Source organism: Malonomonas rubra DSM 5091 (assembly GCF_900142125.1).
Taxonomy (GTDB): domain Bacteria; phylum Desulfobacterota; class Desulfuromonadia; order Desulfuromonadales; family Geopsychrobacteraceae; genus Malonomonas; species Malonomonas rubra.
In genome coordinates, this window is the sequence record NZ_FQZT01000023.1 from 1 (window position 1) to 22,781 (window position 22,781).

Here is a 22,781-nt window from a genome sequence, read left to right on the forward strand (position 1 = left end):
AGTCGTTTCCTCCTGAAGGTTTCTATAAATTAGTCAAGAACGAGATTCGCTTGAGTTGTTGTCAGGTTGCGGGTGATGCCGTGTGGCACTTCGCGGTGACAGTCCCAACATTTGCGGCCCATCTGCACATGACTTTCTGTCTTACTGTACAGTTTGGCATTCTCCAGCATCTGCGAGACAATGTTGCCGTGGCAGGAGATGCAGTTGTCTTGAATCCGCTTTGCCGCATTATCAGTCGCACGCAGGTTATAGCCGTAGGTTTTGAAGGTCATGGCCATCGAATGATTGAAGCCGTCCCTTGCCTTAGCCATGTACTTATTGAAAACGGAATCGCGCGGCAGGTGGCAGTCGACACAGGTCGCCCGCCCGCGATGCGAACTATGCTGCCAGGTCGCATAGTGAGTGTTCATGGTGTGGCAGGTGATGCAGACCTCAGGTTCTTCCGACATGTAGGACAGCATCTTCGATTCGGCGACCAGATAGAAGAACATGCCGATTACCGCCACAACAGAACAGATGGCCACAACTCTCATAGTGCCTCCTCTCGCTGTTGGCCACAGCTGTTGTTTTTGCGAGTTATGGAAAGCTTTTCTGCACACTTTCCGTTACCAAAACCGAATCCCATTTGACCTCCTCTTCGCGCTTGGGAAAGATGTATTTCTCATTTCGTAAGTATTTTTATCAGCAACCTGCGTGCCAGAAAAAAGTTGTTATTTTTCAGCAACATATCTTTTTCTCCATACACCAATCGTTACCGGAACGTAGCATTCTCCCCGACAGATGTGTTACCGTTCGGTAGCGATAGAGATTCCCTGTTACCGGCTCGGAGAATTCGGATGCAGCTGAAAACCAAGTTCATCATCATGATCGCTTTGATCACCTGCTGTTCTTACGGCGTCACCTTCTACCGCACCTCTAACTTTCAGGAGGATCTGGTCGTACAACAGGCGACCCGACAGGCGAAGATGCTGTTCGATCAGATCAAGCTGACCCGCCAGTGGGTCGCCGACCACAACGGCCTGTTCCTGGTCAAAGAACCGGGCGTCGAGCCCAACCCCTTTCTACCAAACGCCCAGATTCAGGACGATGAGGGCAACTGGCTGGTCAAACGCAACCCGGCGATGGTGACCCGCGAACTCTCGGCTTACGCCGCGGAAAAAGGGATGGGACAATTCAACGTCACCAGCCTCAACCCGATGAACCCGAAAAATGTCCCGGACGATTTCGAGCGGGTGAGCCTGGAACAGTTCAATGCCGGGATGATTGAATCGATCAGTATTGAAAAAGCGGAAAACTCACATCGCCTCCGCTACATGGCCCCGCTGGAAGTTGATGACCGCTGTCTCGAATGCCATGCGGTGCAAGGCTATAAAATCGGCGACATCCGTGGTGGCATGAGCGTTTCGATCCCGATCGATTGGGCCTACGCCGAGATTCGCCAAAACAACCGGTTGCTGCTGAACATCGCTATTGCCACCATCATCATCGTTTCGCTGGCGATCTACTTCCTGTTCGACCTGCTGGTCGCTAAGCGGTTGAAGCTCCTTGCCCGGCAGATGGATAGCTATCCGCAGAAACTGCCGAACGGCCCGAACCTCGACAATCTAAAAGATGAAATCGGCTCACTTAACAGCAATTTCCATAAACTCTGCGACCGTCTTGAACAGTCGCAGCAGGAACTGGACAAAACCCGCGAGCAGGTCTTCCAGAGTGAAAAACAGGCCGCTCTCGGCAGACTGGTGGCGGGCATCTCCCACGAGATCAACAACCCGCTGGGCGGCATGCAGAACTGCATCCAGACGATGAAGCGCAGCATGGACAAACCGGACCTTATGGAACGCTACATGAAGCTGCTCGGCCAGGGCGTGGAACGGATCAAAGGCACGGTGCAACAGCTGCTCAACATAGGCCGCAAAGAACCGCTGGAGCAGATTGAGGGCAATGTCGACGAGATGCTGCGCGATTGTCTGGAACTGACCTGTGTCGGCCGCCGCAATATCGAACTCGACATGCAGCTGGGCATCGGCCGGCCGCTGCTGGTCGGCATGGAGGCCTTGCGCCAGGTGGTGATCAACCTGGCTGGCAATGCCGTGCAGGCGATGGGAGAAACCGGAGGCAAACTGCAGGTGATCAGCAATATCATTGACCAGCAGTTGGTCATCAGCATTTCTGACAACGGCCCCGGCATCGCCGAAGGGCACTTGGATAAAATCTTCGAACCTTTCTTCACCACCAAGGAGGTCGGTGAAGGAACCGGGCTGGGCTTGTCGGTTTCTTACTCACTGATTGAACAGATGGATGGCGAATTGACTGCCGGCAACAACTCTGACGGTGGTGCCGTCTTCACCATCAGCGTGCCATTACAAAATAAATTGGAGACAGAATGACATCGACGAAAATCCTGGTTGCCGAAGACGAAGAGATCATGCGCATCACTGTCGTCGACCACCTGCGCGTCTACGGCTGGCAGGTCGATGAAGCGGAAAACGGCAACAAAGCATTGGAGCTGATCGGACAGAACAATTACCAGCTGCTGCTGTCTGACATCCGCATGCCAGGACTTGACGGTGAAGCGTTGCTGGCCGAGGTGAAGAAGCTGTCGCCGCGCACCGAGGTGGTTATGATGACCGCTCACGGCAGCACCGACACCGCCGTCAATTGTCTGAAAAACGGTGCCGCTGACTACATCCAGAAACCTTTCGATCTGGATGATTTAAGCTTCCGTATCAAGCGGATCCTGGAGATGCAGGCGATCAAGGCGCGCTGCGTTTCACTGGAGCATTGCGGCGGCCAGCGCCGGCCACTGATCGGCAACAGCGCACCGATGCAGAAAGTGCTCAACCTGATCAGCCAGGTTGCAGGCAGCGACTCTTCGGTGTTGATTCAGGGCGAAAGCGGCACCGGCAAGGAGATTGTCGCCGCCGCCATCCATTTTGAAAGCCGGCGCGCCGACAAACCCTACGTGCGGGTCAACTGCGCCGCCATCCCCGATGGGCTGATGGAATCGGAGTTTTTTGGCCATGAAAAAGGCGCCTTCACCGGTGCCGACAAAACCAGCGTCGGCAAATTTGAACTAGCCGATCAAGGAACCATCCTGCTCGACGAAATCGGTGACATGCCGCTCGATCTGCAAGTGAAACTGCTGCGCGTGCTGCAGGAAAAAGAGATCGAACGGGTCGGCGGCAAACAGCAGATCCCAATCAATGTGCGGGTGCTCTGTTCAACGGCGAAGAACCTGGCCGAAGAGGTAAAAAAGGGCAACTTCCGTCAGGACCTGTTTTACCGGCTACAGGTGATTCCGATCGAACTGCCCGCCCTGCGTGATCGCCCGGGCGACATCAGCCTGCTGGCCGACTTCTTCCTGCAGGAGTTCGGACAGGAGCGGGGAATGATGTTCAAGCTGTCGCCGGAAGCCCGACAGGCACTGGAGAACCACAGCTTCCCCGGCAACGTGCGCGAGCTGCGCAACCTGCTGGAGCGGGTCTCGGTGCTCGCCCCTGCCCCGCTGATCCAGCTCTGGGATTTGCCCTTCGAACTGCGCGGCACACAACCGGAGGCCGCCAGTTCTGAAGTACCTATTGCTGAAACCCTCGCCGATGCTGTTGCCGACGCGGAGAAAAAGTGTATCCTGCAGGCGCTGAAAAAAGCAGGCGACAACAAAACCGAAGCCGCTGCGATTCTCGGCATCAGCCGCAAGAACCTGTGGGAAAAGATGAAAAATTACAACCTGTAATCAACCATAAAAAGGAGAGAAAATGCTTTACGTAATTCACTGTTTCGACAAGGCCGATCACCTGCAGGTGCGGATGGACAACCGCCCTGCCCACGTTGAGTTTTTGAAAAGCTACGGCGATAAGCTGCACGCTGCCGGACCGACCCTCGACGCCGAAGGCAACATGAACGGATCGGTGGTCATTCTCGACCTCGAAAGCGAAGAAGAAGCCGCCGCGTTCGCTTCCAGCGACCCCTACGCCAACGCCGGTCTGTTTGAGCATGTCGTCATTCAGCCATGGAAAAAAGTGCTGCCCTAAAACCAAATATTTTCCTGCCGGAGAGGAAAATATTTCCTCTCCGGCAGGAATTTCCTTTTCAGCAATAAATTCACAAACCGGGCAAAACCTTCCAACCCACTAATTTTACTTGAACAACAAGCTTTATTCAGCTCTCTTCCTTTCGGCATGCTGCTTGCTAGTTTTAATAAACAAGCTGTGACCGACGAACAAATTTCTGCAACGGCCACAGCAACAAGTCGCAGCAGAAAAGGGGGAAACAATGAGTGAAGCAACGAACAATGAAAAGATTTATCTGCAGCCGACACCAGTCCGCATCTGGCACTGGATAAACGCCTTCGGCATCATCACTCTTGCCATCTCCGGTGCCCAAATTCGCTTCCCGGAATACATCAGCTGGCTCGGCAGCTACAAGGCGGCAATTCAGTTGCACAACGTCGCTGGCTACGTCGTCGCTATCTCCTTTACGCTCTGGTTCTTCTATTACACTTTCGTCGCCCGGACCATGGCCAACCTCTACGTGCCGAAAATGGATGACCTGAAAAGCGGTATTTTCAAACAGGCCAAGTTCTACTTCCTGACTTATTTTCTTGGTTTTGAAAACCCGCATCATCCGACACCGGACAACAAGTTTAACCCGATGCAGAAATCGGCTTACCTGGCAATCATGTTCGTGCTGATGCCACTGGTCAGCCTCTCCGGAATCTTCCTGACCAACGTCGAGCCGCTGCGTGGAATCATCATCATGCTCGGCGGCCTGAAATTACTCGTCAGCCTGCACTTTCTTCTCGCCTGTACCCTGATCGCTTTTCTGCCGACCCACGTCTACCTGGCGACCCTCGGCAAAACCCCGCTGGAACACATCAAAACAATGTGGACCGGCTGGGAAGAGCCAGAAGACCACACCGGGGAGCACCCGGTGGGGTAGTACAACCCAGCAACATCTCTTTGTTATCGGGCGGCTTTAATGCCGCCCATTTTTTTGCCTCCCGCCAAACATTAGCGAATACATATGCTACACTTGCAGCTTCGTACTGCATTGTTTTTACAAAAGGATCGCTGATGCTCAATCCCGACCAGAAGCAACTGCTGGAGATCGTCTTTTCCGCCAATCGGCAAAACGCGCTGGATTTTGTCGATCAGTGGGCCGCCACACGCAGCTACTCCCAAGCCTTGACAGAGTTACTGGAACCGGTCATCCGCGAGTTTGGCATTGAATGGTCAAAAGGGGAGGAAATTTCCCTGGCGCAGGGCTATGTCGCCGGGAAAATAGCCGAAGACATCGCAACCAAAGCATTTGCCGAATTCGACCCGGTTAAGAACGCCAGTGAAAAGCGCACTGTTATCATCGGTAATATCGAAGATGACTACCACCAGCTCGGCCGTCGGCTGCTCGGTAACTTCCTCGCCATGCACGGCTGGAATGTTGTCGATATGGGAAACGATGTCCTGGCAGAAGAGTTCGTCGACGAAGCAGTCAAACAGAATGCCCGCATCATTGGCGCTTCTGCGATGATGTACAGTCATGCGCTGAATATCAAAAAAGTGCGGGACGAAATCGATCGCCGCGGTTTGGGTGGAAAAATTCAGCTGGCCGTCGGCGGCGCGGTGTTCAACGAAAACTTGCTGCCGATCGAAAAAGTCGGTGCTGACGGGACAGCGCTAAACGCCATCGAAGCCCTCGATCTTTTCGAACAGCTCTGGCAAAGATCGCTGGCAGAGGAAAATATATGAACAGCTGGGAACGGGTTTTTGCCAGCGTTGCCGGAAAGCCGGTCGACCGACGGGCGGTTGTCCCACTGCTGTCTCTTTACGGCGCCAAACTGACGAACTGCCCACTGGAAAAATACTATACCGACAGCAACGCCTACATCGCCGGTCAGCAGGCAGTTTACGACAACTTTGAGCCGGATGTGCTGTTCGGTCCTTTCTGTTTCGCCAAAGAGGGGCTGCCTTTTGGCACGACCGTCAAGTACTTCGAAAATCAGCCACCGAACATGAGCAGGGCAGCTTTTCGCGATTGCCGTAAAATCAGCGAATTTACAGTCGCTGAGCTGCTTCAGCATCCGGTTGTCCAATACCAGGAAAACGCTGTCGACGGACTGGTTAAAAAATTCAGCAACGAGGTCCCGATCGCACCGATTATGCTGGGGCCACTCGACCTTCCTGCCATCATCGTCGGGGTGGAAAACTGGCTGCAGGGACTCCTCTTCAACGAAGAAGATGCCAGGGCCGCGCTGGATGTCAGTGTTCCCTATTTTGTCGCACGCTGTAACCGGATGTTCGCCCTCGGCGCTCCAATGATTATCATCAGCGGGCTGTTCGTCAATCCGAAAATTCTCACTTACGGGCTGGCTGAAAGCATCGCCATACCAGTCATGCAGGATGCCTTCAGCCAATTACAGGGGCCGGTCATTTTCCATTCGGGGGGGGCTGCTATCCTGCCGTTCCTCGATCTGTTCAGCAATTTGCCGAATGTTGCCGGTTTCGTTCTGAACCCGGGGGAAGATCCATTGCTGGCGCGAGGAAAAATTGCCTCCGGACAACTGCTCGACGGCAACCTCGATGGCCCCAATTTCCACCGTATGACTGCGGATGGCGTTTATCGACAAGCTCTCGAATTGCTGCACCACTGTCGCGGCGAGACACGCTTCACCCTCGGCACCTCCGGTGCAGACATTCGCCCGGAGACACCGATAGAAAACATCCAGGCACTGAAAAAAGCTGCTGAAGCCGAACATGTTGAGGAAAAGGTAAAAAAAGGTGAAATTCTCGGAATCTCCTGCGGGGTTTTTTCCGATGAACTGCATCATCTGCAGGAAACAGGTGCTATTGACTTCCCCATCGTTTATCTCGATTCAATGCTGCATATGCGGCCGAAAAAACTTGAGGAAGGTCTCAATAAAACCATTCAGCAGCAACTGCAAAGGTACGATAAAATCATCCTGCTTTACGGCGATTGCCACGCACGGATGTTTCAGGCGGAACAACCGGGACGGGTTTTGCGGCTGCAGGGAAGCAACTGTATCGAAATTATCCTCGGCAAAGAACGTTACCGCGAGATTCGCCAAAAAGGATCCTTCGTCCTGCTGCATGAGTGGACGCTGCGTTGGCACAGAGTTTTTACCAAAGAGCTCGGCCTGGATGAAAAAACGGCTCGGCAATTCATGCCGGAGCATCATTCTGAGTTACTCTACCTGGACAATGGCTGTCAGCCGATCCCGGAAAAAGAACTGCAAGAGTGTTCCGATTTTTGTGGCCTGCCATGGCGGGTCGAGACGCTCGACTTCAACCCTCTTCTGAGGGAGATCTCAGCAACCTTGGAAACCCTGCAGGAGGCTGGATAATCTTATGGTCCCAACCGATCACCCGGCATACCAGTCGATGACTGTTTCCTTCCTGGAGGGACTGCTGCAGAAAGTGAATCAGACCGACCAGTTTCCTGAATTTGCAGCCCAGGAATTCCTCGAAATCAGCGGTGCAAAAACAGCGGTTCTGATTCAAGAAGAGGCTCATCAGCATCGCATCCTGGCGACCATTCCCCAGCGCCGCGCCACAATGACCGAACAGCCTGCCTTCTGGGCGCTGGTCGACGAGATGCACAACCATCACCAGATTCAGATCTGGAGCCCTGAAGAGGAATCCCCGGCAGCTGCTCACCTGAATGAACTGAACGCCGGCCTGAGCATGGCGGTTCCTTTCGAAACCAGCGGCAAGCGGGCAGGAGGGCTCCTGCTGTTCGGGCTTCCGGAACTGGAACATGTTGTCAGCCTGCGTCATATTTTCACCGCCATGTCACAGGTCATCGCGCTGGCCCTGCGCAGTGCACTACTGTTCGAAACACAGGAACTGCTGCTGGAAAGCAACTCGCTTGAACTGAAAAAACAGCGCGAATCGTTACAGGCCTTTTTCGACAACAAACTGGTCGGCATGGTGCATAAAGATGCCGACAACCGTTACCTGTCCGTCAACCAACGCTGGCAGGACATGCTCGGTTACGACCAGGAGGAACTGGTCGGCCGTTGTGCAGACGAATTTATCGTTGCGGAAGACCTGGAACAGCACAGGTTATCGATCCGGCAACTCGCCCTAAAAGTCGAGCCAACGCAAAAGTGCAGTACCCGCTACCGCCGCAAAGATGGCAGCGCCTTCTGGGGGGCCGTCTCCGCCAGCGCGCTTTATGATGAGAACGATAATTTTACGGGAATACTCGCCCTGATCGTCGACGAAACCGAACAACGACAGGCCCGGTTAAAATTACAGGAAAGTGAGAAGAAATACCGTTTTTTGCTCAACAACCTGAAGGATGCCGTCTTTCTGCACCGATTTGAACAGGATCAGCTCGGCCCATTTGTCGAAATCAATTCCGTTGCCACTGAGCGTTATGGCTATAGCCGGGACGAATTTCTGCAGATGACCCCCAGCGACCTTAATGCAGAAGGGAGGGTCGACAGTAAAGCGCCGCGAGTGTATCAAGATCAAAAAGAATATACCTTTGAAGTAACCCACAGAAAGAAAAATGGAGAAACCTTCCCGGTCGAGATCAACGCCGCTCTGATCGCACTGGAAGGCGAAAAATATATTCTTGCCACCGTCCGCGATATCAGTGAGCGTAAAGAGGCCGAAGCGGAGAAAGAAAAGCTGGAGGAACAGCTGCGGCAGAAATACAAGATGGAAGCGGTCGGGGTCATGGCTGGCGGCATGGCGCACAACTTCAACAACAACCTGTCGATCATCATGGGCAACATCGAGTTGGCCCTGCTGAAGCTGGACGATCCGCAGGAACTCAAACCGATGCTCGAGTACGCCAAGACTGCCGTATTGCGCTCACGCGACCTGATCAAGCAGATCATGCTCTACAGTCGCCAGGGCCAGTCGAGCAAAAAACCTATCTCTATTTCCCTGATCGTCGAAGAAACTCTCAACCTGTTGCGTTCGACGATTCCGACAACTATTGACATCGATTATCAGGTTGATGTCGATGGAAAAACAGCGATCATCAAAGCCGATCCAACCCGGATTCAGGAAGCCCTGATCAATCTTTGCACCAACGCCGTTCACGCCATGGATGAAAGTGGTCAGCTGAGCATCGCTATTTTCACAAAAACACTCTGGGCCAACGATATCCCCGCCCAGTATCAATGTGCTCCCGGACGTTATGTCTGCCTCCGCGTCAAAGATACCGGCTGCGGGATGAGTAAAGAAGTGAAGGAGAAAATCTTCGATCCTTTCTTCACGACGAAAGCGGTGGATCAAGGCACCGGCATGGGCCTCTCAACTGTACAGGGCGTCGTTGACCAGTTGCAGGGACTGATTAAAGTTGAAAGCGCCCCGGGAAGCGGTACCAGTTTCGAGCTGTTTTTCCCACTAGCGGGAGCAACAGATTCTGAAACGGCAGAAACAGAGAACAAAACAATCCCAACAGGTTCGGAACGAATTCTTTTTGTCGATGATGAAGAGATGCTTGCAGAATTGGGCAAAGAGATCTTGTCGTACGCCGGCTACGAGGTCAGCTGCACAACCGACAGTCGCCAGGCACTGGCACAAATCAAGGAAAATCCCCACAGCTTCGACCTGCTGGTCACCGACCAGACCATGCCCGGCCTGACGGGAAAAGAGCTGATAGAGCAGGCGCGGCGCATCCGGCCGGAGCTGCCGGTTATCCTCTGCACCGGCTACAGTTCAAAGGTCAACGAGCAGGAGCTGAAAAAGGCCGGATTCGACGCCTTCTGCATGAAACCGCTGGAAATGGAAAACCTGCTACAAGCTGTCGGCAAGGCGCTCAACAAGTGTTAGCCTGTGGGCAACAACCTGTCGACCGCCTGCAGCAGAGAATCGATCGGAAAGGGTTTCTGCAGGTAATCCTTAGCCCCGAGTGACTGGGCTCGCTCTCGGTACTGCGGCTGATGGCAGGCACTTAACACCAGTACCGGCAATTCCTTGTACAGCGGTTTCTCTTTCAGCTGCTGCAACGTGCTAAAACCATCAAATTTCCCCGGCATCATCAGGTCGAGAATCAGCAGATCCGGCTTCTCCTTTTCCGTCACTTCCAGCGCCTGTTCACCATCCGCCGCATGCAACACCTGCCGCCCTTCACGCTGCAGGATCATCTCCACCAGCACCCGCACCGATGAGTGATCATCAGCAACAACAATTTTCTCCATCTTCTCTCCTTCTTTATGACCAAAATATGGTCAAGCCGCCAGCCGCGGCAAAAAAACCGTCACCCTGGTTCCCCGGCCCGGCTTGCTTTTGATCCGCACCAGGCCACCATGGGCTTGCACGATCCGCTGAACGATACTCATTCCCAGCCCGATCCCGGAAATCGCGGTGTTGGCATAATCGGCCCGGTAGAACTTCTCGAACACCCGTTCTGTCTGCTCTGCCGTCATGCCGATACCGCAGTCGCTCACCTGCAGCACGTAATGGTCCCCCCGTAACGCCCCGCGGACCTTTATCTCGCCGCCATCGGGTGAATACTTGATAGCGTTGCCAACGATGTTCTCGATCAGCTGGCGCAGCTTGCCGCGATCACCAGAGAGCTGCACATCGCCACAACCCAGCTGCAATTGGATCGGGTGAGCCTTGCTCGGCGCCATCTGGCTGATCGTCTGCTCGATCAGCTGTGGCATGGAGAAGAAGCTCTTCTGCAGGATAAATCCGCGCCCCGATTCAATCCGCGAGAGGTCGAGCAAGTCACTGATAATCGCCGACAGCGCTTGCGCCTGGTCGTGGATGGTGGTCATCATTTTCACTCCCTCCTCCGATGTCTCCGGCGGCGAGCTGAGGAAGTACTCGGAAAAACCCATGATCGACGTCAGCGGCGTCCGCAGTTCGTGGGCAGCGGTGGAAATGAACTCGTTTTTCATCCGGTCAAGTTCTTTTTCCTGGGTCACGTCATGCAAGGAAAGAATCGCAGATCCATCGCCCTGTCGCGACAGCAGCGCATGCAGAAAGCGTTGCTCCTGCTGTTCTGTCACCGGAACCTTGAGGATGAAATCCTTGCAGGACGGATCTTCGACCAAACCGATCGGCAGGAAGGAAATGGCATCGTATAGTTTGCGTTGCAGCAACTGTTCACGCTTTATTCTCAACAGGCGGGCTGCTGCCGGATTGGCCAACTGAATTTTTCGGTCCTTGTCGATCAGCAAAATACCATCGACAACGGCACTGAGCAGATGATCCAGCTTGTGATGCGCTTCCCGGCTCGACAGCAGGGCCTGCTTCAGTTTTTGCTCATTCCGCTTGCGCTCCGAAATATCACGCAGAATACAGCGGAAACCAACCGGTTTACCTCGCACCAGGCTGATGCTCGAGCTGCCCTCCACGATCAGCTCATCCCCTTCGCGGGTCAGGTATTTCAACTCCATCCGTTCTACCTGCTCACCTTTGAGCATCCGCCGCATCTTCTGCTGAGTCTCCGCCAGGCAATCGGGGTGCATCACCTGGAAAATGTTAACCTGTGACAGATCGGCATCCTGATAACCGAGAGTCTTCTTCCAGGCCTTGTTGGCGTAAAGCAGGCGACCGTCGAGAGAGACAATCTGGATCATGTCGTTGGCATTTTCGAACAGGTTGTAGTACTGCCGCTCATCCGCCAGACGGTACTGGTTGCTGCGGGAGAGCTCCAGCAGGTACCAGCCAACACTGACGCCGGAAAAACCGCCGAACAAGGTCGGGATGGTGAACATCCGCAATTCGATCGGATACCCGGCCAGGGATTTCTGCAGCAGCGACAGCAGGCAGAGCAGCAGTGCGCCAACAGCAAAAAACAGGCTGAACTGCAACACCTGGCGAATAAGCGCAGTGTAAAACTCTCTGCCTCGCAGGTTCCTGTTGTTGCGCCCATAGCTACTCTGTTTATGGTGGTAGACCGCAGAACCGACGATCAAACCGCAGCTGCCTCCGGCCAACAACGGGATTGGGTAACCACGCCACTCCAGCGGTAGCGAAAAGAGCAGCTTCTGCAAGGTGGCACAGGTCGACAGAAAAAAGGCACCAAGCAGAAAAAAACTGGTCAGTCGCAACAACTGGTTGAAATACGGCTCAGGCTGCAGCGAGAAAGCAACGTCTTCTTTCGGCAACAAGGTCATTTGGCAAACTCATTAAGAAATTGGGCAATTCACTATTCGATATAGTAGGATTTGGTCATATAACCAGAAAAACAAATCACATCGGCATAGGGAGCTAATCTGAGCAATTTAAAAGCCAACAATGGCGATAAAGTGATAATTTGCTGTTAACAAAACATCAATAGCACCCATCGCAGCAGAGAGAAATTCTCCCCAGGCGTATACTATTTTCAGTTTTTTTCGCTATTTATGCGCCCTGTGTTATGCTGCCGCTTCTTCAGCTGGATCCGCTTTCGCTGAAGGCATCATATCTTTTCAATGAAGTCCCTATCCCTCTGAAAAATAAAACATTTGACAAGCAAGGCAACCTCCTTTAAAACAAGTGGTCTTACCATTTGTATACGTCTCGGGAGTCATCAATGGTTGAACTTTTACTGATACTGGTCAGTGCGGTATTCGTAAACAACTTCGTACTGGCACGCTTTCTCGGTATCTGCCCTTTTCTCGGGGTCTCGAAAAAGGTCGAAACTGCCCTCGGCATGGGCATGGCCGTCATCTTCGTTATGACTGTCGCCTCGGTGGTCACCTGGTTTATCCAGTATTTGATCCTGACTCCTTTCGGTATCGAGTACCTGCAGACAATCGCCTTCATCCTGGTTATCGCCTCGCTGGTCCAGCTGGTCGAGATGGTCATCCAGAAAACCAGCCCGGTGCTTTACCAATCTCTCGGCATTTTTCTGCCGTTGATCACCACCAACTGCGCCGTGCTCGGTGTCGCCGTGCTGAATATCCAGAAGAGCTACAGTTTTATTGAATCTGTGGTTTTCGCTCTTGGTGCCGGACTCGGCTTTACCCTGGCGATGGTCCTGTTCGCCGGCTTGCGCGAGCGGACCGATCTCTGCCCGGTGCCGCGCAGTTTTCAGGGAACGGCGATTGCGCTGGTGACTGCTGGCTTGCTGTCGTTGGCGTTCATGGGCTTCGCCGGCCTGGTCAAAGGTTAAACTCGGAGTAGATATCAGATGTTAGCAGCAGTATTAAGTCTCGGTGGAATCGGGCTGGTCGCGGCGACCGCCCTCGGCATTGCAGCGAAAAAGTTCGCCGTTGAGGTCGACCCGCGCGAGCTGGAAATTCTTGATGTTCTGCCCGGCGCCAACTGCGGCGCCTGCGGCTACCCAGGCTGCTCAGGCTTCGCCAAAGGCGTGGCTGAAGGCAAGGCAGCTCCAAACCTCTGCACTCCCGGTGGCATAGAAACACTGGAGGGAATCGCCAGAATTCTCGGCATTGAAGCAGCTGCGGTTGAACCCAAAGTCGCAGTTGTCGCCTGCCAGGGTGACAACGCCAAGGCGCGGGTAAAATATAAATACCTCGGCCTGACCGATTGCAACGCCGCCCAGAAAATTGCCGACGGGCCGAAGAACTGCCCGGCCGGCTGCCTCGGCCTCGGCAGCTGCGAGATGGCCTGCCCCTTCGGCGCCATCGAAATGACCAGCGAAAACCTTGCCGTCATCAACCGCGACAAATGCACCGGCTGCGAAAAGTGTGTCGCCGTCTGCCCGCGCCAGGTGATCAAAATGACACCACGCAAATCGACCACCCACGTCCTTTGCAACAGCACCGACAAAGGCGCAAAAATTCGTAGTTACTGCGACATCGGCTGCATCGGCTGCCACATCTGCAAAAAGACGGTGCCGGAAGCTTACGCGGTAGAGACCTTTCTCGCCAAAGTCGACTATGAGCATGACGAAGAGGCGGCGCTGGCGATCGAAAAATGCCCGACCAAGTGTATCCGTGATTTCAGCAGCGGCTACCCGGAGGGGAGCAGCTTCGCCCCGCCCCGCAACGACGCTGCCTGAGAGGATTTGAACAAAGATGGACGTAAAAACTTTCGCTGGCGGCCTGCATCCGCCCGATAGTAAAGAATACGCAAAAGATAAAGTGATTGAGCGCTGCCCGTTGCCGGATGAACTGGTTATCCCGGCCGCCCAGCACATTGGCGCCCCGGCGGAAATCTGCGTTGCCGCGGGCGATCTGGTGAAAAAGGGGCAAGTGATCGCCACTGCCAAGGGCTTTGTCTCGGTGCCGATCCACGCTTCAACTTCGGGCGAAGTCATCGCCGTCGAACCACGCTTGCACCCGATGGGCAAACTTCTGCCTGCGGTAGTCATCAAGCCTGACGGCGAGGACCAGTGGGACGAATCGCTACAACAACAAGACCCGGATCAACTTGACGCGGATGCGCTGAAAAAACTGATCGGCCAAGCCGGTATCGTCGGCATGGGCGGGGCGACCTTCCCGGCCCACGTCAAGCTGTCACCACCGGAAGGCAAGAAGATCGACACCCTGATCCTTAACGGCGTCGAGTGTGAACCCTACCTGACCGCCGATCACCGGATGATGCTGGAAGAGTCGGAACGGATTATCGATGGCATCAAGATCGTGCGCAAAGTGCTCGGCCTGGAGACGGCGATCATCGGCATTGAGATCAACAAGCCAGACGCCATCGAAAAGCTGGCCAAAGAGTGCGCACCACACAACATCAAGGTGCAGCCGCTGAAAGTCCAATACCCGCAGGGTGCGGAAAAACAGCTGATCGATGCCTGCACCGGCCGCCAGGTGCCGACCGGTGGCCTGCCGATGGATTGCGGCGTGGTGGTGCAGAACGTTGGCACCTGCGCGGCGATCAGCGACGCCATCCGTCTGGGCCGACCGCTGGTCGAGCGGGTCGCCACCGTCACCGGCCCCGGCATCAGAAATCCGAAAAACCTGCTGATCGCTGTCGGCACGCCACTAAAGCATATGCTTGATCAGTGCGACGGTCTCGACGGCAAACCGGCAAAAATCATCATGGGTGGACCGATGATGGGCCAGACCCAGCTGTCATTGGATGTCCCGGCGATTCGCGGTACTTCCGGGCTGCTGATCTTCCGCGAGCAGGACCTGCCACGTAAAAACGCCGGCCCCTGCATCCGCTGCGGCCGCTGCATCAGCGTCTGCCCGATCCACCTGCAGCCGACCACTATCGCCGCCTATGCCCGCCTCGACCGGGTTGACGAGGCGGAGAGCTACAATGCGCTCGACTGCATCGAGTGCGGCTGCTGTACCTACATCTGCCCGGCGACCTTGCCGCTGGTGCAGTCGATCCGCCACATCAAGGGTGGCATCATGGCCAAGAGAAGGAAGATCTGACGTGGACAACACTCTTTACCTGTCATCGTCTCCCCATATTCACAGCGGTGAAACCACCGAGCGAATCATGCGACTGGTGATTTACGCGCTGCTGCCCGCCGCGGCCGTATCGCTCTATTTCTTCGGCCTGCCGGCACTGAAAACGCTGCTGATCTGCACTCTCGGCTGCATCGCCTTTGAAGCGCTGGCGAACAAGCTGATGAAGCAGCCGCTCACAGTCAAAGACGGCTCCGGCGCCCTGACCGGCATCCTGCTGGCGCTCAACATGCCAGCATCGAGCGCCTGGTGGCTGTCGTTGCTCGGCGCTGCAGTGGCCATCCTGATCGGAAAAATGATCTACGGTGGCCTCGGCTACAACCCGTTCAACCCGGCACTGGTCGCGCGGGTGGTCCTTCTCATTTCCTTCCCGGTGCAGATGACCAGTTGGACTGCTCCGGCGCCGCTAACCACGGGGATCGATGCAGTCACTGCAGCAACCCCGCTGGGGGAAATGAAGATGTCGGTGATGCTCACCGGCAAGCTGCCGGAGAACCTCAACAGCGGTATGCTCGACTATTTCACCGGTAACATGGCCGGCTGCCTCGGCGAGGTCTCAGCCATCGCCCTTTTGGCCGGCGGCCTGTTCCTGATTTACAAAAAAGTTATCACCTGGCATATCCCCGTCAGCTTTATCGGGACCACTTTGGGTGTCGGCGCCATCTTCTGGCTGGTTGACGCCAGTAAGTACCCGAACCCGCTGTTCCACCTGCTGACCGGCGGCCTGATTCTCGGTGCTTTTTTTATGGCAACTGACATGGTCACCTCGCCCGTCACTTACCAGGGGATGCTGATCTTCGGTTTCGGCTGTGGCCTGCTAACCATCCTCATCCGCCTGTTCGGCGGCTACCCCGAGGGGGTCTCCTTCGCCATCTTGCTGATGAACGCTGCAACTCCATTGATCGATCGCTACTGCCGCCCGAAGATTTACGGGCAGGTTGAGAAAGCTTAGGCGGGGGAAGATTATGCTAAAAGATATGGCCCGCCTGCTGATTACCCTGACCATCATCGCTGCCAGCGCCGGTTTTCTGCTGTCACAGGTGGAACAGGCAACCCGCGAACCGATTAAAGAGCAACGCCGCCTGCAGATGGTCAAAGCCCTGAGTGCTGTATTACCGGAGTTTGACAACAGTCCCGACACCGATATCGTCAGCCTGCAAAATGGCGTCAACAAAAAAGGCGAGCCGGTTCAAGTCGCCTTCTACCGCGCCCGCAAGGAAGGCGAAATTGTCGGCGCAGCATTTAAAGTCATTGCTCCGGACGGTTACACCGGCAACATTGAAGTCATGATCGGTGTCCGGCCGGATGAGATGGTCAACGCCATCGAAATCCTCACCCACGCCGAGACTCCGGGTTTAGGCGACAAAATCACCTTCAGTTCCTGGAAAGACCTGTTCAAAAACAAGGGACTGGATAATGCCGACTGGCGGGTGAAAAAGGACGGCGGTGAATTTGACCAGTTCAGCGGTGCAACCATTTCACCACGGGCGGTCGTTGGTGCGGTGAAGAAGGGGCTGGAGTTCTTCCGCGAGAACAAAGCAAAAATCCTGGCCGAAGGAGGTCAGTCATGAGTCTGGTTAAAACCTTCACCAAGGGCATCTGGAAAGAGAACGCGGTCTTCAAGCTGCTGCTCGGCATGTGTCCGCTGCTGGCGGTTACCACCAGCGCCGAGAATGGACTCGGCATGGGCGCGGCATCGACCTTCGTGCTGGTCTGTTCCAACATCGTTGTCGCTATCCTGCGGAAACTGATTCCATCAAAGGTGCGGATTCCCGCCTTTATCATCATTATCGCGACTTTTGTGACCATCGTTCAGCTCTGCATGGAGGCCTGGGTTTACGGCCTCTACCAAAGCTTAGGCATCTTCATCCCGCTGATCGTTGTCAACTGCCTGATTCTCGGTCGTGCTGAAGCTTTCGCCTCGAAGCGACCGATTATCGACTCGGCGGTCGACGGTCTCGGGATGGGCCTCGGCTTTACTTTGGCGCTGTTCATTCTCGGCGCGGTCCGGGAAATTTTCGGCTCCGGCCAGCTCCTCGGCATCAGCCTGTTCGGTGCCGGCTACCAGCCGATGCTGCTGATGATCCTGCCACCGGGCGCATTTATTTCTCTCGGCCTGTTACTGGCGCTGATGAACAAGGTTGAAGCGGGACGCTAGTAAGTCCCAACAGAAAGATCGCAAAAGCCGGACAAGAAATTGTTGTCCGGCTTTTTGCTTTTGTCTCAGTTCCGCAAATTTTCCTTCCGCGCAAAAGCTATCTATCTGCTATTCTTAAACTTTGCAGAAAACCACAGAGCATGGGCAGGAAGGTGTGAGATGGACGTTTTTCAGTGGAAAAAAGAGTTGGAAACAGGAATTTCCGACGTCGACAAACAGCACAAGCACATGGTCGATATTACCAACCAGTTCGGGTCCCTGCTATCGCAGAATAATGTCGACTTCGAACAGCTGGAAAAAATCTTTGACGAACTGGTCTCATACACTCAGTACCACTTCAAAACTGAAGAAGAGCTGATGGCGGGAAACCATCTCGATGACCGGCACATCAGCCTTCACAAGCAGGAGCATGAAGGCTTCCTGCAAGATGTTTCCTCCCTGCACAACGATGTCATTTCCGGGAAAAGCAGTGAGCGAAACCTGTTCGACTTTCTTCTCAATTGGCTGGTCTATCACATCCTCGGGACCGACCTGAGCATGGGAAGACAGCTGCAGGCTGTTGAGTCTGGTAAAGCGGCAGAACAAGCCTATTTAACAGAGGCGCAGGAGGTTGACCAAGCGGCGGATCTCCTGCTGACGGCCCTCGATAACTTGTTCTCACAGGTCACGCAGCGCAACAAGGAGTTGCGTGATCTGAACCAGACCCTCGAAGCCAAGGTTTCGGAACGCACCCAGGAGCTTCTGCAACTCAACCAGCAGTTGGAAATACAGGCATCAACAGATATGCTGACAGGTCTCGCAAACCGTCGTCGAGCAATGCTGCTGCTGGAATTGCTGTGGCAGAAAGCCCAGGAGAAAGGCTTGCCTCTGTCGTGCATGCTGATCGATGCAGACCATTTTAAAGAAATCAACGATACCTACGGCCATGATGCAGGGGATGCGGTTCTTCGCGGGCTGGCAAAAGAACTTCAGGGCGCTGTCAGGACAGATGATTTTGTCTGCCGGCTCGGTGGTGACGAGTTCCTGATCATCTGCCCCGAAACAGGAGAGGAAGGAGTTCAGCATATCGCTCAGCAGCTGCACGGCAAGGTTGCTGAATTGAAGATCGCGGCCGGCGACGGCACCTGGCACGGAAGCATCAGTGTTGGTGTCGCAACCCGCAACGCTACCATGCAGAGCCCGGAGCAGCTGATCAAGGCCGCTGACACTGCCGTCTATGCGGCAAAAAAAGCTGGTAAAAACTGTGTCAGGGTTGCCTGAAGCTCGCTACTCCTTGGCAAACTTCTGCGCCAGTTCATTATCGATCAGATAGATACAGACCTCTTTTGCTCCAAGCCTCGAGTAGTCAAACTTCTCGCACAGGTTGTCCATTAGGAAAGTTACGTCATTGCGGATACGATTGTCGTAAGTCTTAAAGTCTTCCTTGCCGAAATCCTTGATCGCGCGACGGAAGTTCTCGTTCTCGAGGAAAGGTTCAAGCACTTTCTCTTTTAAATGATGGACGTAGCGCTCATACAAATTCTGGTAAAGCTTGGTCTCTGTCATCTCCTTGCCTTCAAGCCGTAGCTCCTGCGTCAGGGTGCGGCTGGCGTACTCCTTCTGAATGCTTTTACGGAACATCAGGACCCGCTCACGATCAGCATCTTTCGCCAGCAGACGAGCCTCTATCGGGGCAAAGAAATTCTCATCGACCTTCAGCCGATTTCCAGTATAGATACAGTCAACCTCGCTGTCTTTCTCGAAATTAACGGCAAAAATATAATTTTTCAGATCACGGGAGATCTGCTCTTCATTGTAATAATAGAGCGACTCTTTGATCTCCTGCATGATGGTGTAGTTGTACATGTGCAACAGGGAATCGAGAAAGCCGGCCGGAATCAGCTTCATCCAGTCTTCATGTTTGCGGAAATAACTGCAGAGGGTCGCCATATCGATCATTGCTCCCTCTTTGGCGTAGGTCGAAAAGAGTTCGCCGAAGATACGAAGCGAGTCGCGGCCGGAGAAGCCGGTAACCCCTTCGTTTTCCGACTCGTTGATGATCCGTCGGCGGCGCCGTGCCGTCAGCCCTTTACGGTCGCTCTGATCCAGCCATTCGGGGATGTTGCCGGTGTAGATCTCCATCTTCAGTAACTGCAGTTTTTCGTCGCAGTAGCGGCTGTAACGGGCCGGGTGCCCGATCCACTCCATCAACGCCGGGGAACTCTGGTTCAGGCGGGTCGAAATGATAATCCGGGCAAAGTTGTGCAGCACTCGCGGCAGGAAACGGTCGTCGATATGACGACCAAAAGCGTTGCGGTAAATCTCCACCTCGGTGCGCAAATCAAGAATGTAGGGAATTTTGATGTACTCAATGCGATCGGAGAGTGATGGCAGATCCTTGATGCTCTCTTCATCTTCGGGATTCATCAGTGCCAGGAACAGGGAGTTGACCTTCTCCTCAATATACTCGACCTTGTGCACCCCTTCGCTGATGATGTTGTGCAGCTCGAGCAGGCGCTCGACGTTGTGCCCCTTGATATCCATCAGCGAGTAGATACCGTTATTGGTCTTGGCGAAATTGGAGAACAGGTACTGCACCTGGTTACTGTCACGCAGCAGCCCGTTGATCCGCCCCTGCAGCATCTCGTTCCCCAAGACATTCTGTTTGATCGCTTTATCGCCGGGATTATAAACGCTGATCCCTTCCCCGAGTCGCCGATTAAAGCGATAGTGCCGGGCGAAAAGCATCTGCAGCACCTGAAGAGGATCTTTCAGCCGGCTGAGCAGGGCTTCGTAAATCTGCGTGCAGATGGTACAGGGGGAGTCGCGGAACACCCACTCATACTGTTTCTCGGTAAACAGTTTCCACTTGGTCTCATCGTTTTTGAACAGGTCGTCGAAGAAAGAGCGGCGATATTCGCGCGGAATCATCAGGATCGGGCTGTCATGGCTGGGACAGGGCACTTCGATAAACTGATCCCCCTGGTAGGCGACCTTCTGCGCTTCGATCAGGTCGCTCTGCCGCAGCTCGTACTCGTCGAGCAGATTCGACAGTTTGCCGAGAAAACGATCGGTTTCCTTTTCCGTAAAGTTACCGAGCAGCTCACGGTCAAGCCGCCAGACTGCTTCGTACGTGCAACCCTCCGGGCTGTTGGCGTACTGCTCGAACTTTCTCAGCAGGTTGTCGAGGAAAGTACTCTTGCCGCAGCCGTGTGGCCCTTTGAAGATGTAGATTTTATTCTGCTGGGTGCCATGGCGGAAGTTCTCGGCTAATGTCACCAGCCGGTTGGTAAACAACCGATCAGCAAAGAAGGGGTTATCAGCGCCCTCGACAAACAACTGGCTGGTATCATAGTCAGCGTAACCGATCGACTCCGGGTCATCCGGATATTCGTCCACCCCCTTAACAACGAAATCATTGATCAGGTCGTGGAACACCTGGAAGATATTGCGCACAGCGCTGATCGGGTTTTCCCCGGCCCGCTCAAGATACTCGGCGAAGCTGATCAGCCCGCTGTTCTGTGCTCCCTGCTGTACATGCAGAAAGCGCTGCATGGCAATATCGATATTCGAGCCAAGCTCAATGGCCGTTTTCTTCTCTTCAGTCATCAGTCTCAAGGGCCTCCCTGCTGAACTGACGATCTTTCATCGTGTAACACACCCGCCGCCAGGTCACCTGCGGTCCCTCCTCGTCGTTGGTTTCACTTCCGGCTTTCACCTCGGCCTCGTTCGTCTCCAACTTGACCGGATTCCCCCAGAGATACTCGATACCGAGCATGGTGTTGGCGATATACTCGTTGACTAGCGGCTTGCCTTCATGGCGATGGTTCAGATAGAGGCAGCCATCAGTCGACTTCTCCGGAACGATCTCGATCACCGGCGGATGATAGAGTGAAGCGAACAGCATCTGCCGATAAGCCTCCGCCTTACGGCTGCGCACATAATACTGCCAGGTCATCCGCTCTTTATTCAGCCGCTGGCCAACAACAAACAGGTTGTTCTTATCGACGAAATCTTGATCGACGAAATCGTTGATAAAAGTGAAATCACAGAAATTTTCCCGCACTTTGAAAATAAAATCACGACCGGTTCCCGTTTTCCGATCAAACTGCTTGCGGGCTTCGGCATTGCTCAAGCGGCGAAAATCGTAACTGTAGCAGCCACGATCGGCCATTTCTTCAAGGTTGTAGAACATACGCATGCCGAGAGCATAAGGGTTCAGACCGACACGTGGCATCGAAGTGACTGACGAGTTGACCCGGGCATAGCTGACTTCGTGCCCGCCGATCCGGTCATCCTGCAGGAACAGGGTCTCGTGCCAGTAGCTGGCCCAGCCCTCATTCATGATCTTGGTGCGGATCTGCGGCTGGAAGTAGATCGATGTGGTGCGAACAATCTGCAGCACCGACTTCATCCACTTGTTCTCGTCCTTGTTCAAAAACGGCGAGTGATCAATAAGAAACTGCAGCAGGTCGGGGCTGTCCGGCTCGTACTTGTCCAGGTACTTCTCGTAAGAGGCATCGAACTCGGGATGTTTTTTCTGCACATCGGCAAAAAAAGCCTGTTCTCCCAGCTTCTTGCCATGCTTGGCCGAATACTCGTTGAACGCCTCGACCTGCTTGACATATTCGCTGGTTGTAACCTGCTTGACCGCTTGTAGGAAGTAGTCAAAGTAATAATCCATCCGCGACGAGCACCCGTTACCGGTGCGGTTGTACTTGGCCAGCTCGGCGTGATACCCAACCAGATTATCGATACCCCGGGCGAACTCAATGACGTAATCGACCCAGCGGCCATGCTCTGAGCGCAGCCGCCCGATCAGCCGCTTGTCGGCCAGCGCCTGCCCGGCAAGATCGTACTCCCAGGTGTGGCGGAAATAGAGGTTGTTCTGGAAGAAATCGATGTGGCCGATAACGTGATAGAAAATCATCACGTTGAGCCAGTCAGGGTTATTGTCGTTGTAGAAGGAAATCGCCGGCCGGGTGTTGATTACCGTCTCATAAGGGTTGCTCGGATAAAGCTCGTACTTACCCTTCTCCTTGAGCACCTCGACGTCATGCACCCAGTAATCGTACAGGGTCGGGATCATGTTCTTCGGCATCAGCTCGATCATGTCGCGATTGCTGACGACATATTCCAGGCTTTCCTCATCAAAGGAAAGACCAGCGGCCCACGCCCGCTCCTTGCAGCCTTCCATGATCTTTTTCGTTTTTTGATCTATCAGTTGCATATGGTGGCCATATCCTTCCCCTCCCCTGGAGGGAGGGGATTGAGGGGAGGGGGATGTTCGAGCTTCACCCCCACCCTAACCCTCCCCCCTCAAAGGGGAGGGAATTTTTT

Annotated in this window: 19 protein-coding genes; 14 read left to right on the forward strand and 5 right to left on the reverse strand. The window is 54.3% G+C overall.

Annotated elements, in window-relative coordinates; translation table 11 throughout:
- Positions 1–29: 29 nt before the first annotated feature.
- Positions 30–533, reverse strand: coding sequence for a cytochrome c nitrite reductase small subunit (gene nrfH, locus BUB13_RS17040; protein ID WP_072909973.1), 504 nt, complete (start codon positions 531–533; stop codon positions 30–32).
- Between the two features lie 303 nt (positions 534–836).
- Between nrfH and BUB13_RS17045 the strand changes: the two genes are divergently transcribed.
- The 7 genes from BUB13_RS17045 (at position 837) to BUB13_RS17080 (ending at position 9,806) form a co-directional block, all read left to right on the forward strand.
- Positions 837–2,387, forward strand: a complete 1,551-nt coding sequence (locus BUB13_RS17045; protein ID WP_072909974.1) for an ATP-binding protein — start codon at positions 837–839, stop codon at positions 2,385–2,387.
- On the forward strand, positions 2,384–3,733 hold the full coding sequence (locus BUB13_RS17050; RefSeq protein WP_072909975.1) for a sigma-54-dependent transcriptional regulator: 1,350 nt from the start codon (positions 2,384–2,386) through the stop codon (positions 3,731–3,733). Before BUB13_RS17045 ends, BUB13_RS17050 begins: the two co-directional genes overlap by 4 nt.
- A gap of 22 nt (positions 3,734–3,755) precedes the next feature.
- Positions 3,756–4,031 carry a YciI family protein gene (locus BUB13_RS17055; RefSeq protein ID WP_072909976.1) on the forward strand — a complete coding sequence of 92 codons (276 nt, stop codon included), beginning with the start codon at positions 3,756–3,758 and terminating at the stop codon, positions 4,029–4,031.
- A gap of 241 nt (positions 4,032–4,272) precedes the next feature.
- A complete protein-coding gene (locus tag BUB13_RS17060; protein ID WP_072909977.1) occupies positions 4,273–4,938 on the forward strand; it encodes a cytochrome b/b6 domain-containing protein in 666 nt (221 codons plus the stop codon).
- A 134-nt stretch (positions 4,939–5,072) separates the two neighbouring features.
- The gene (locus BUB13_RS17065; RefSeq protein ID WP_072909978.1) at positions 5,073–5,744 is read left to right on the forward strand and encodes a cobalamin B12-binding domain-containing protein; all 672 of its coding nucleotides are present in this window, start codon (positions 5,073–5,075) and stop codon (positions 5,742–5,744) included.
- Positions 5,741–7,357: a uroporphyrinogen decarboxylase family protein gene (locus BUB13_RS18675; protein WP_084092267.1), complete on the forward strand. Its 1,617-nt coding sequence runs from the start codon at positions 5,741–5,743 to the stop codon at positions 7,355–7,357. Before BUB13_RS17065 ends, BUB13_RS18675 begins: the two co-directional genes overlap by 4 nt.
- 4 nt (positions 7,358–7,361) lie before the next feature.
- The gene (locus BUB13_RS17080) at positions 7,362–9,806 is read left to right on the forward strand and encodes a PAS domain-containing hybrid sensor histidine kinase/response regulator (RefSeq protein WP_072909979.1); all 2,445 of its coding nucleotides are present in this window, start codon (positions 7,362–7,364) and stop codon (positions 9,804–9,806) included.
- On the opposite strand, the gene BUB13_RS17085 is transcribed toward BUB13_RS17080, so the two are convergent.
- Both BUB13_RS17085 and BUB13_RS17090 read right to left on the reverse strand, forming a co-directional pair.
- Complete coding sequence (locus BUB13_RS17085) at positions 9,803–10,174, reverse strand: response regulator (RefSeq protein ID WP_072909980.1); 372 nt, start codon at positions 10,172–10,174, stop codon at positions 9,803–9,805. The two genes, BUB13_RS17080 and BUB13_RS17085, sit on opposite strands and share 4 nt — an antisense overlap.
- Before the next feature lie 30 nt (positions 10,175–10,204).
- Positions 10,205–12,103 carry a PAS domain-containing sensor histidine kinase gene (locus tag BUB13_RS17090; RefSeq protein WP_072909981.1) on the reverse strand — a complete coding sequence of 633 codons (1,899 nt, stop codon included), beginning with the start codon at positions 12,101–12,103 and terminating at the stop codon, positions 10,205–10,207.
- Positions 12,104–12,501: 398 nt separating this feature from the next.
- Between BUB13_RS17090 and rsxA the strand changes: the two genes are divergently transcribed.
- The 7 genes from rsxA (at position 12,502) to BUB13_RS17125 (ending at position 18,722) form a co-directional block, all read left to right on the forward strand.
- Complete coding sequence (gene rsxA / locus BUB13_RS17095) at positions 12,502–13,083, forward strand: electron transport complex subunit RsxA (RefSeq protein ID WP_072909982.1); 582 nt, start codon at positions 12,502–12,504, stop codon at positions 13,081–13,083.
- Between the two features lie 18 nt (positions 13,084–13,101).
- Positions 13,102–13,935, forward strand: a complete 834-nt coding sequence (locus BUB13_RS17100) for an RnfABCDGE type electron transport complex subunit B (protein ID WP_072909983.1) — start codon at positions 13,102–13,104, stop codon at positions 13,933–13,935.
- Positions 13,936–13,951: 16 nt separating this feature from the next.
- Positions 13,952–15,268 (forward strand): electron transport complex subunit RsxC, encoded by a 1,317-nt coding sequence (gene rsxC / locus BUB13_RS17105; protein WP_072909984.1) that lies wholly within the window; start codon positions 13,952–13,954, stop codon positions 15,266–15,268.
- A 1-nt stretch (position 15,269) separates the two neighbouring features.
- The gene (locus tag BUB13_RS17110; protein WP_072909985.1) at positions 15,270–16,256 is read left to right on the forward strand and encodes an RnfABCDGE type electron transport complex subunit D; all 987 of its coding nucleotides are present in this window, start codon (positions 15,270–15,272) and stop codon (positions 16,254–16,256) included.
- A 13-nt stretch (positions 16,257–16,269) separates the two neighbouring features.
- Positions 16,270–16,875, forward strand: a complete 606-nt coding sequence (locus BUB13_RS17115) for an RnfABCDGE type electron transport complex subunit G (RefSeq protein ID WP_072909986.1) — start codon at positions 16,270–16,272, stop codon at positions 16,873–16,875.
- On the forward strand, positions 16,872–17,462 hold the full coding sequence (gene rsxE / locus BUB13_RS17120) for an electron transport complex subunit RsxE (protein WP_072909987.1): 591 nt from the start codon (positions 16,872–16,874) through the stop codon (positions 17,460–17,462). Before BUB13_RS17115 ends, rsxE begins: the two co-directional genes overlap by 4 nt.
- Before the next feature lie 159 nt (positions 17,463–17,621).
- Positions 17,622–18,722, forward strand: a complete 1,101-nt coding sequence (locus tag BUB13_RS17125) for a GGDEF domain-containing protein (RefSeq protein ID WP_072909988.1) — start codon at positions 17,622–17,624, stop codon at positions 18,720–18,722.
- Between the two features lie 6 nt (positions 18,723–18,728).
- On the opposite strand, the gene BUB13_RS17130 is transcribed toward BUB13_RS17125, so the two are convergent.
- Both BUB13_RS17130 and BUB13_RS17135 read right to left on the reverse strand, forming a co-directional pair.
- On the reverse strand, positions 18,729–21,050 hold the full coding sequence (locus BUB13_RS17130) for a serine protein kinase PrkA (RefSeq protein WP_084092269.1): 2,322 nt from the start codon (positions 21,048–21,050) through the stop codon (positions 18,729–18,731).
- Positions 21,043–22,671, reverse strand: a complete 1,629-nt coding sequence (locus BUB13_RS17135; protein ID WP_072909989.1) for a SpoVR family protein — start codon at positions 22,669–22,671, stop codon at positions 21,043–21,045. The genes BUB13_RS17130 and BUB13_RS17135 overlap by 8 nt, the downstream gene beginning before the upstream one ends.
- Positions 22,672–22,781: the final 110 nt, after the last annotated feature.

What these genes read in the sequence shown, in the direction of transcription:
- BUB13_RS17055 (WP_072909976.1), top strand. Translation starts at nt 3,756, where the DNA reads ATGCTTTACGTAATTCACTGTTTCGACAAGGCCGATCACCTGCAGGTG.
- BUB13_RS17045 (WP_072909974.1), top strand. Translation starts at nt 837, where the DNA reads ATGCAGCTGAAAACCAAGTTCATCATCATGATCGCTTTGATCACCTGC.
- BUB13_RS17115 (WP_072909986.1), top strand. Translation starts at nt 16,270, where the DNA reads ATGCTAAAAGATATGGCCCGCCTGCTGATTACCCTGACCATCATCGCT.
- BUB13_RS17060 (WP_072909977.1), top strand. Translation starts at nt 4,273, where the DNA reads ATGAGTGAAGCAACGAACAATGAAAAGATTTATCTGCAGCCGACACCA.
- BUB13_RS17090 (WP_072909981.1), bottom strand. Translation starts at nt 12,103, where the DNA reads ATGACCTTGTTGCCGAAAGAAGACGTTGCTTTCTCGCTGCAGCCTGAG.
- BUB13_RS18675 (WP_084092267.1), top strand. Translation starts at nt 5,741, where the DNA reads ATGAACAGCTGGGAACGGGTTTTTGCCAGCGTTGCCGGAAAGCCGGTC.
- BUB13_RS17125 (WP_072909988.1), top strand. Translation starts at nt 17,622, where the DNA reads ATGGACGTTTTTCAGTGGAAAAAAGAGTTGGAAACAGGAATTTCCGAC.
- BUB13_RS17065 (WP_072909978.1), top strand. Translation starts at nt 5,073, where the DNA reads ATGCTCAATCCCGACCAGAAGCAACTGCTGGAGATCGTCTTTTCCGCC.
- BUB13_RS17135 (WP_072909989.1), bottom strand. Translation starts at nt 22,671, where the DNA reads ATGCAACTGATAGATCAAAAAACGAAAAAGATCATGGAAGGCTGCAAG.
- rsxA (WP_072909982.1), top strand. Translation starts at nt 12,502, where the DNA reads ATGGTTGAACTTTTACTGATACTGGTCAGTGCGGTATTCGTAAACAAC.
- nrfH (WP_072909973.1), bottom strand. Translation starts at nt 533, where the DNA reads ATGAGAGTTGTGGCCATCTGTTCTGTTGTGGCGGTAATCGGCATGTTC.
- rsxE (WP_072909987.1), top strand. Translation starts at nt 16,872, where the DNA reads ATGAGTCTGGTTAAAACCTTCACCAAGGGCATCTGGAAAGAGAACGCG.
- BUB13_RS17130 (WP_084092269.1), bottom strand. Translation starts at nt 21,050, where the DNA reads ATGACTGAAGAGAAGAAAACGGCCATTGAGCTTGGCTCGAATATCGAT.
- BUB13_RS17085 (WP_072909980.1), bottom strand. Translation starts at nt 10,174, where the DNA reads ATGGAGAAAATTGTTGTTGCTGATGATCACTCATCGGTGCGGGTGCTG.
- BUB13_RS17050 (WP_072909975.1), top strand. Translation starts at nt 2,384, where the DNA reads ATGACATCGACGAAAATCCTGGTTGCCGAAGACGAAGAGATCATGCGC.
- BUB13_RS17100 (WP_072909983.1), top strand. Translation starts at nt 13,102, where the DNA reads ATGTTAGCAGCAGTATTAAGTCTCGGTGGAATCGGGCTGGTCGCGGCG.
- rsxC (WP_072909984.1), top strand. Translation starts at nt 13,952, where the DNA reads ATGGACGTAAAAACTTTCGCTGGCGGCCTGCATCCGCCCGATAGTAAA.
- BUB13_RS17080 (WP_072909979.1), top strand. Translation starts at nt 7,362, where the DNA reads ATGGTCCCAACCGATCACCCGGCATACCAGTCGATGACTGTTTCCTTC.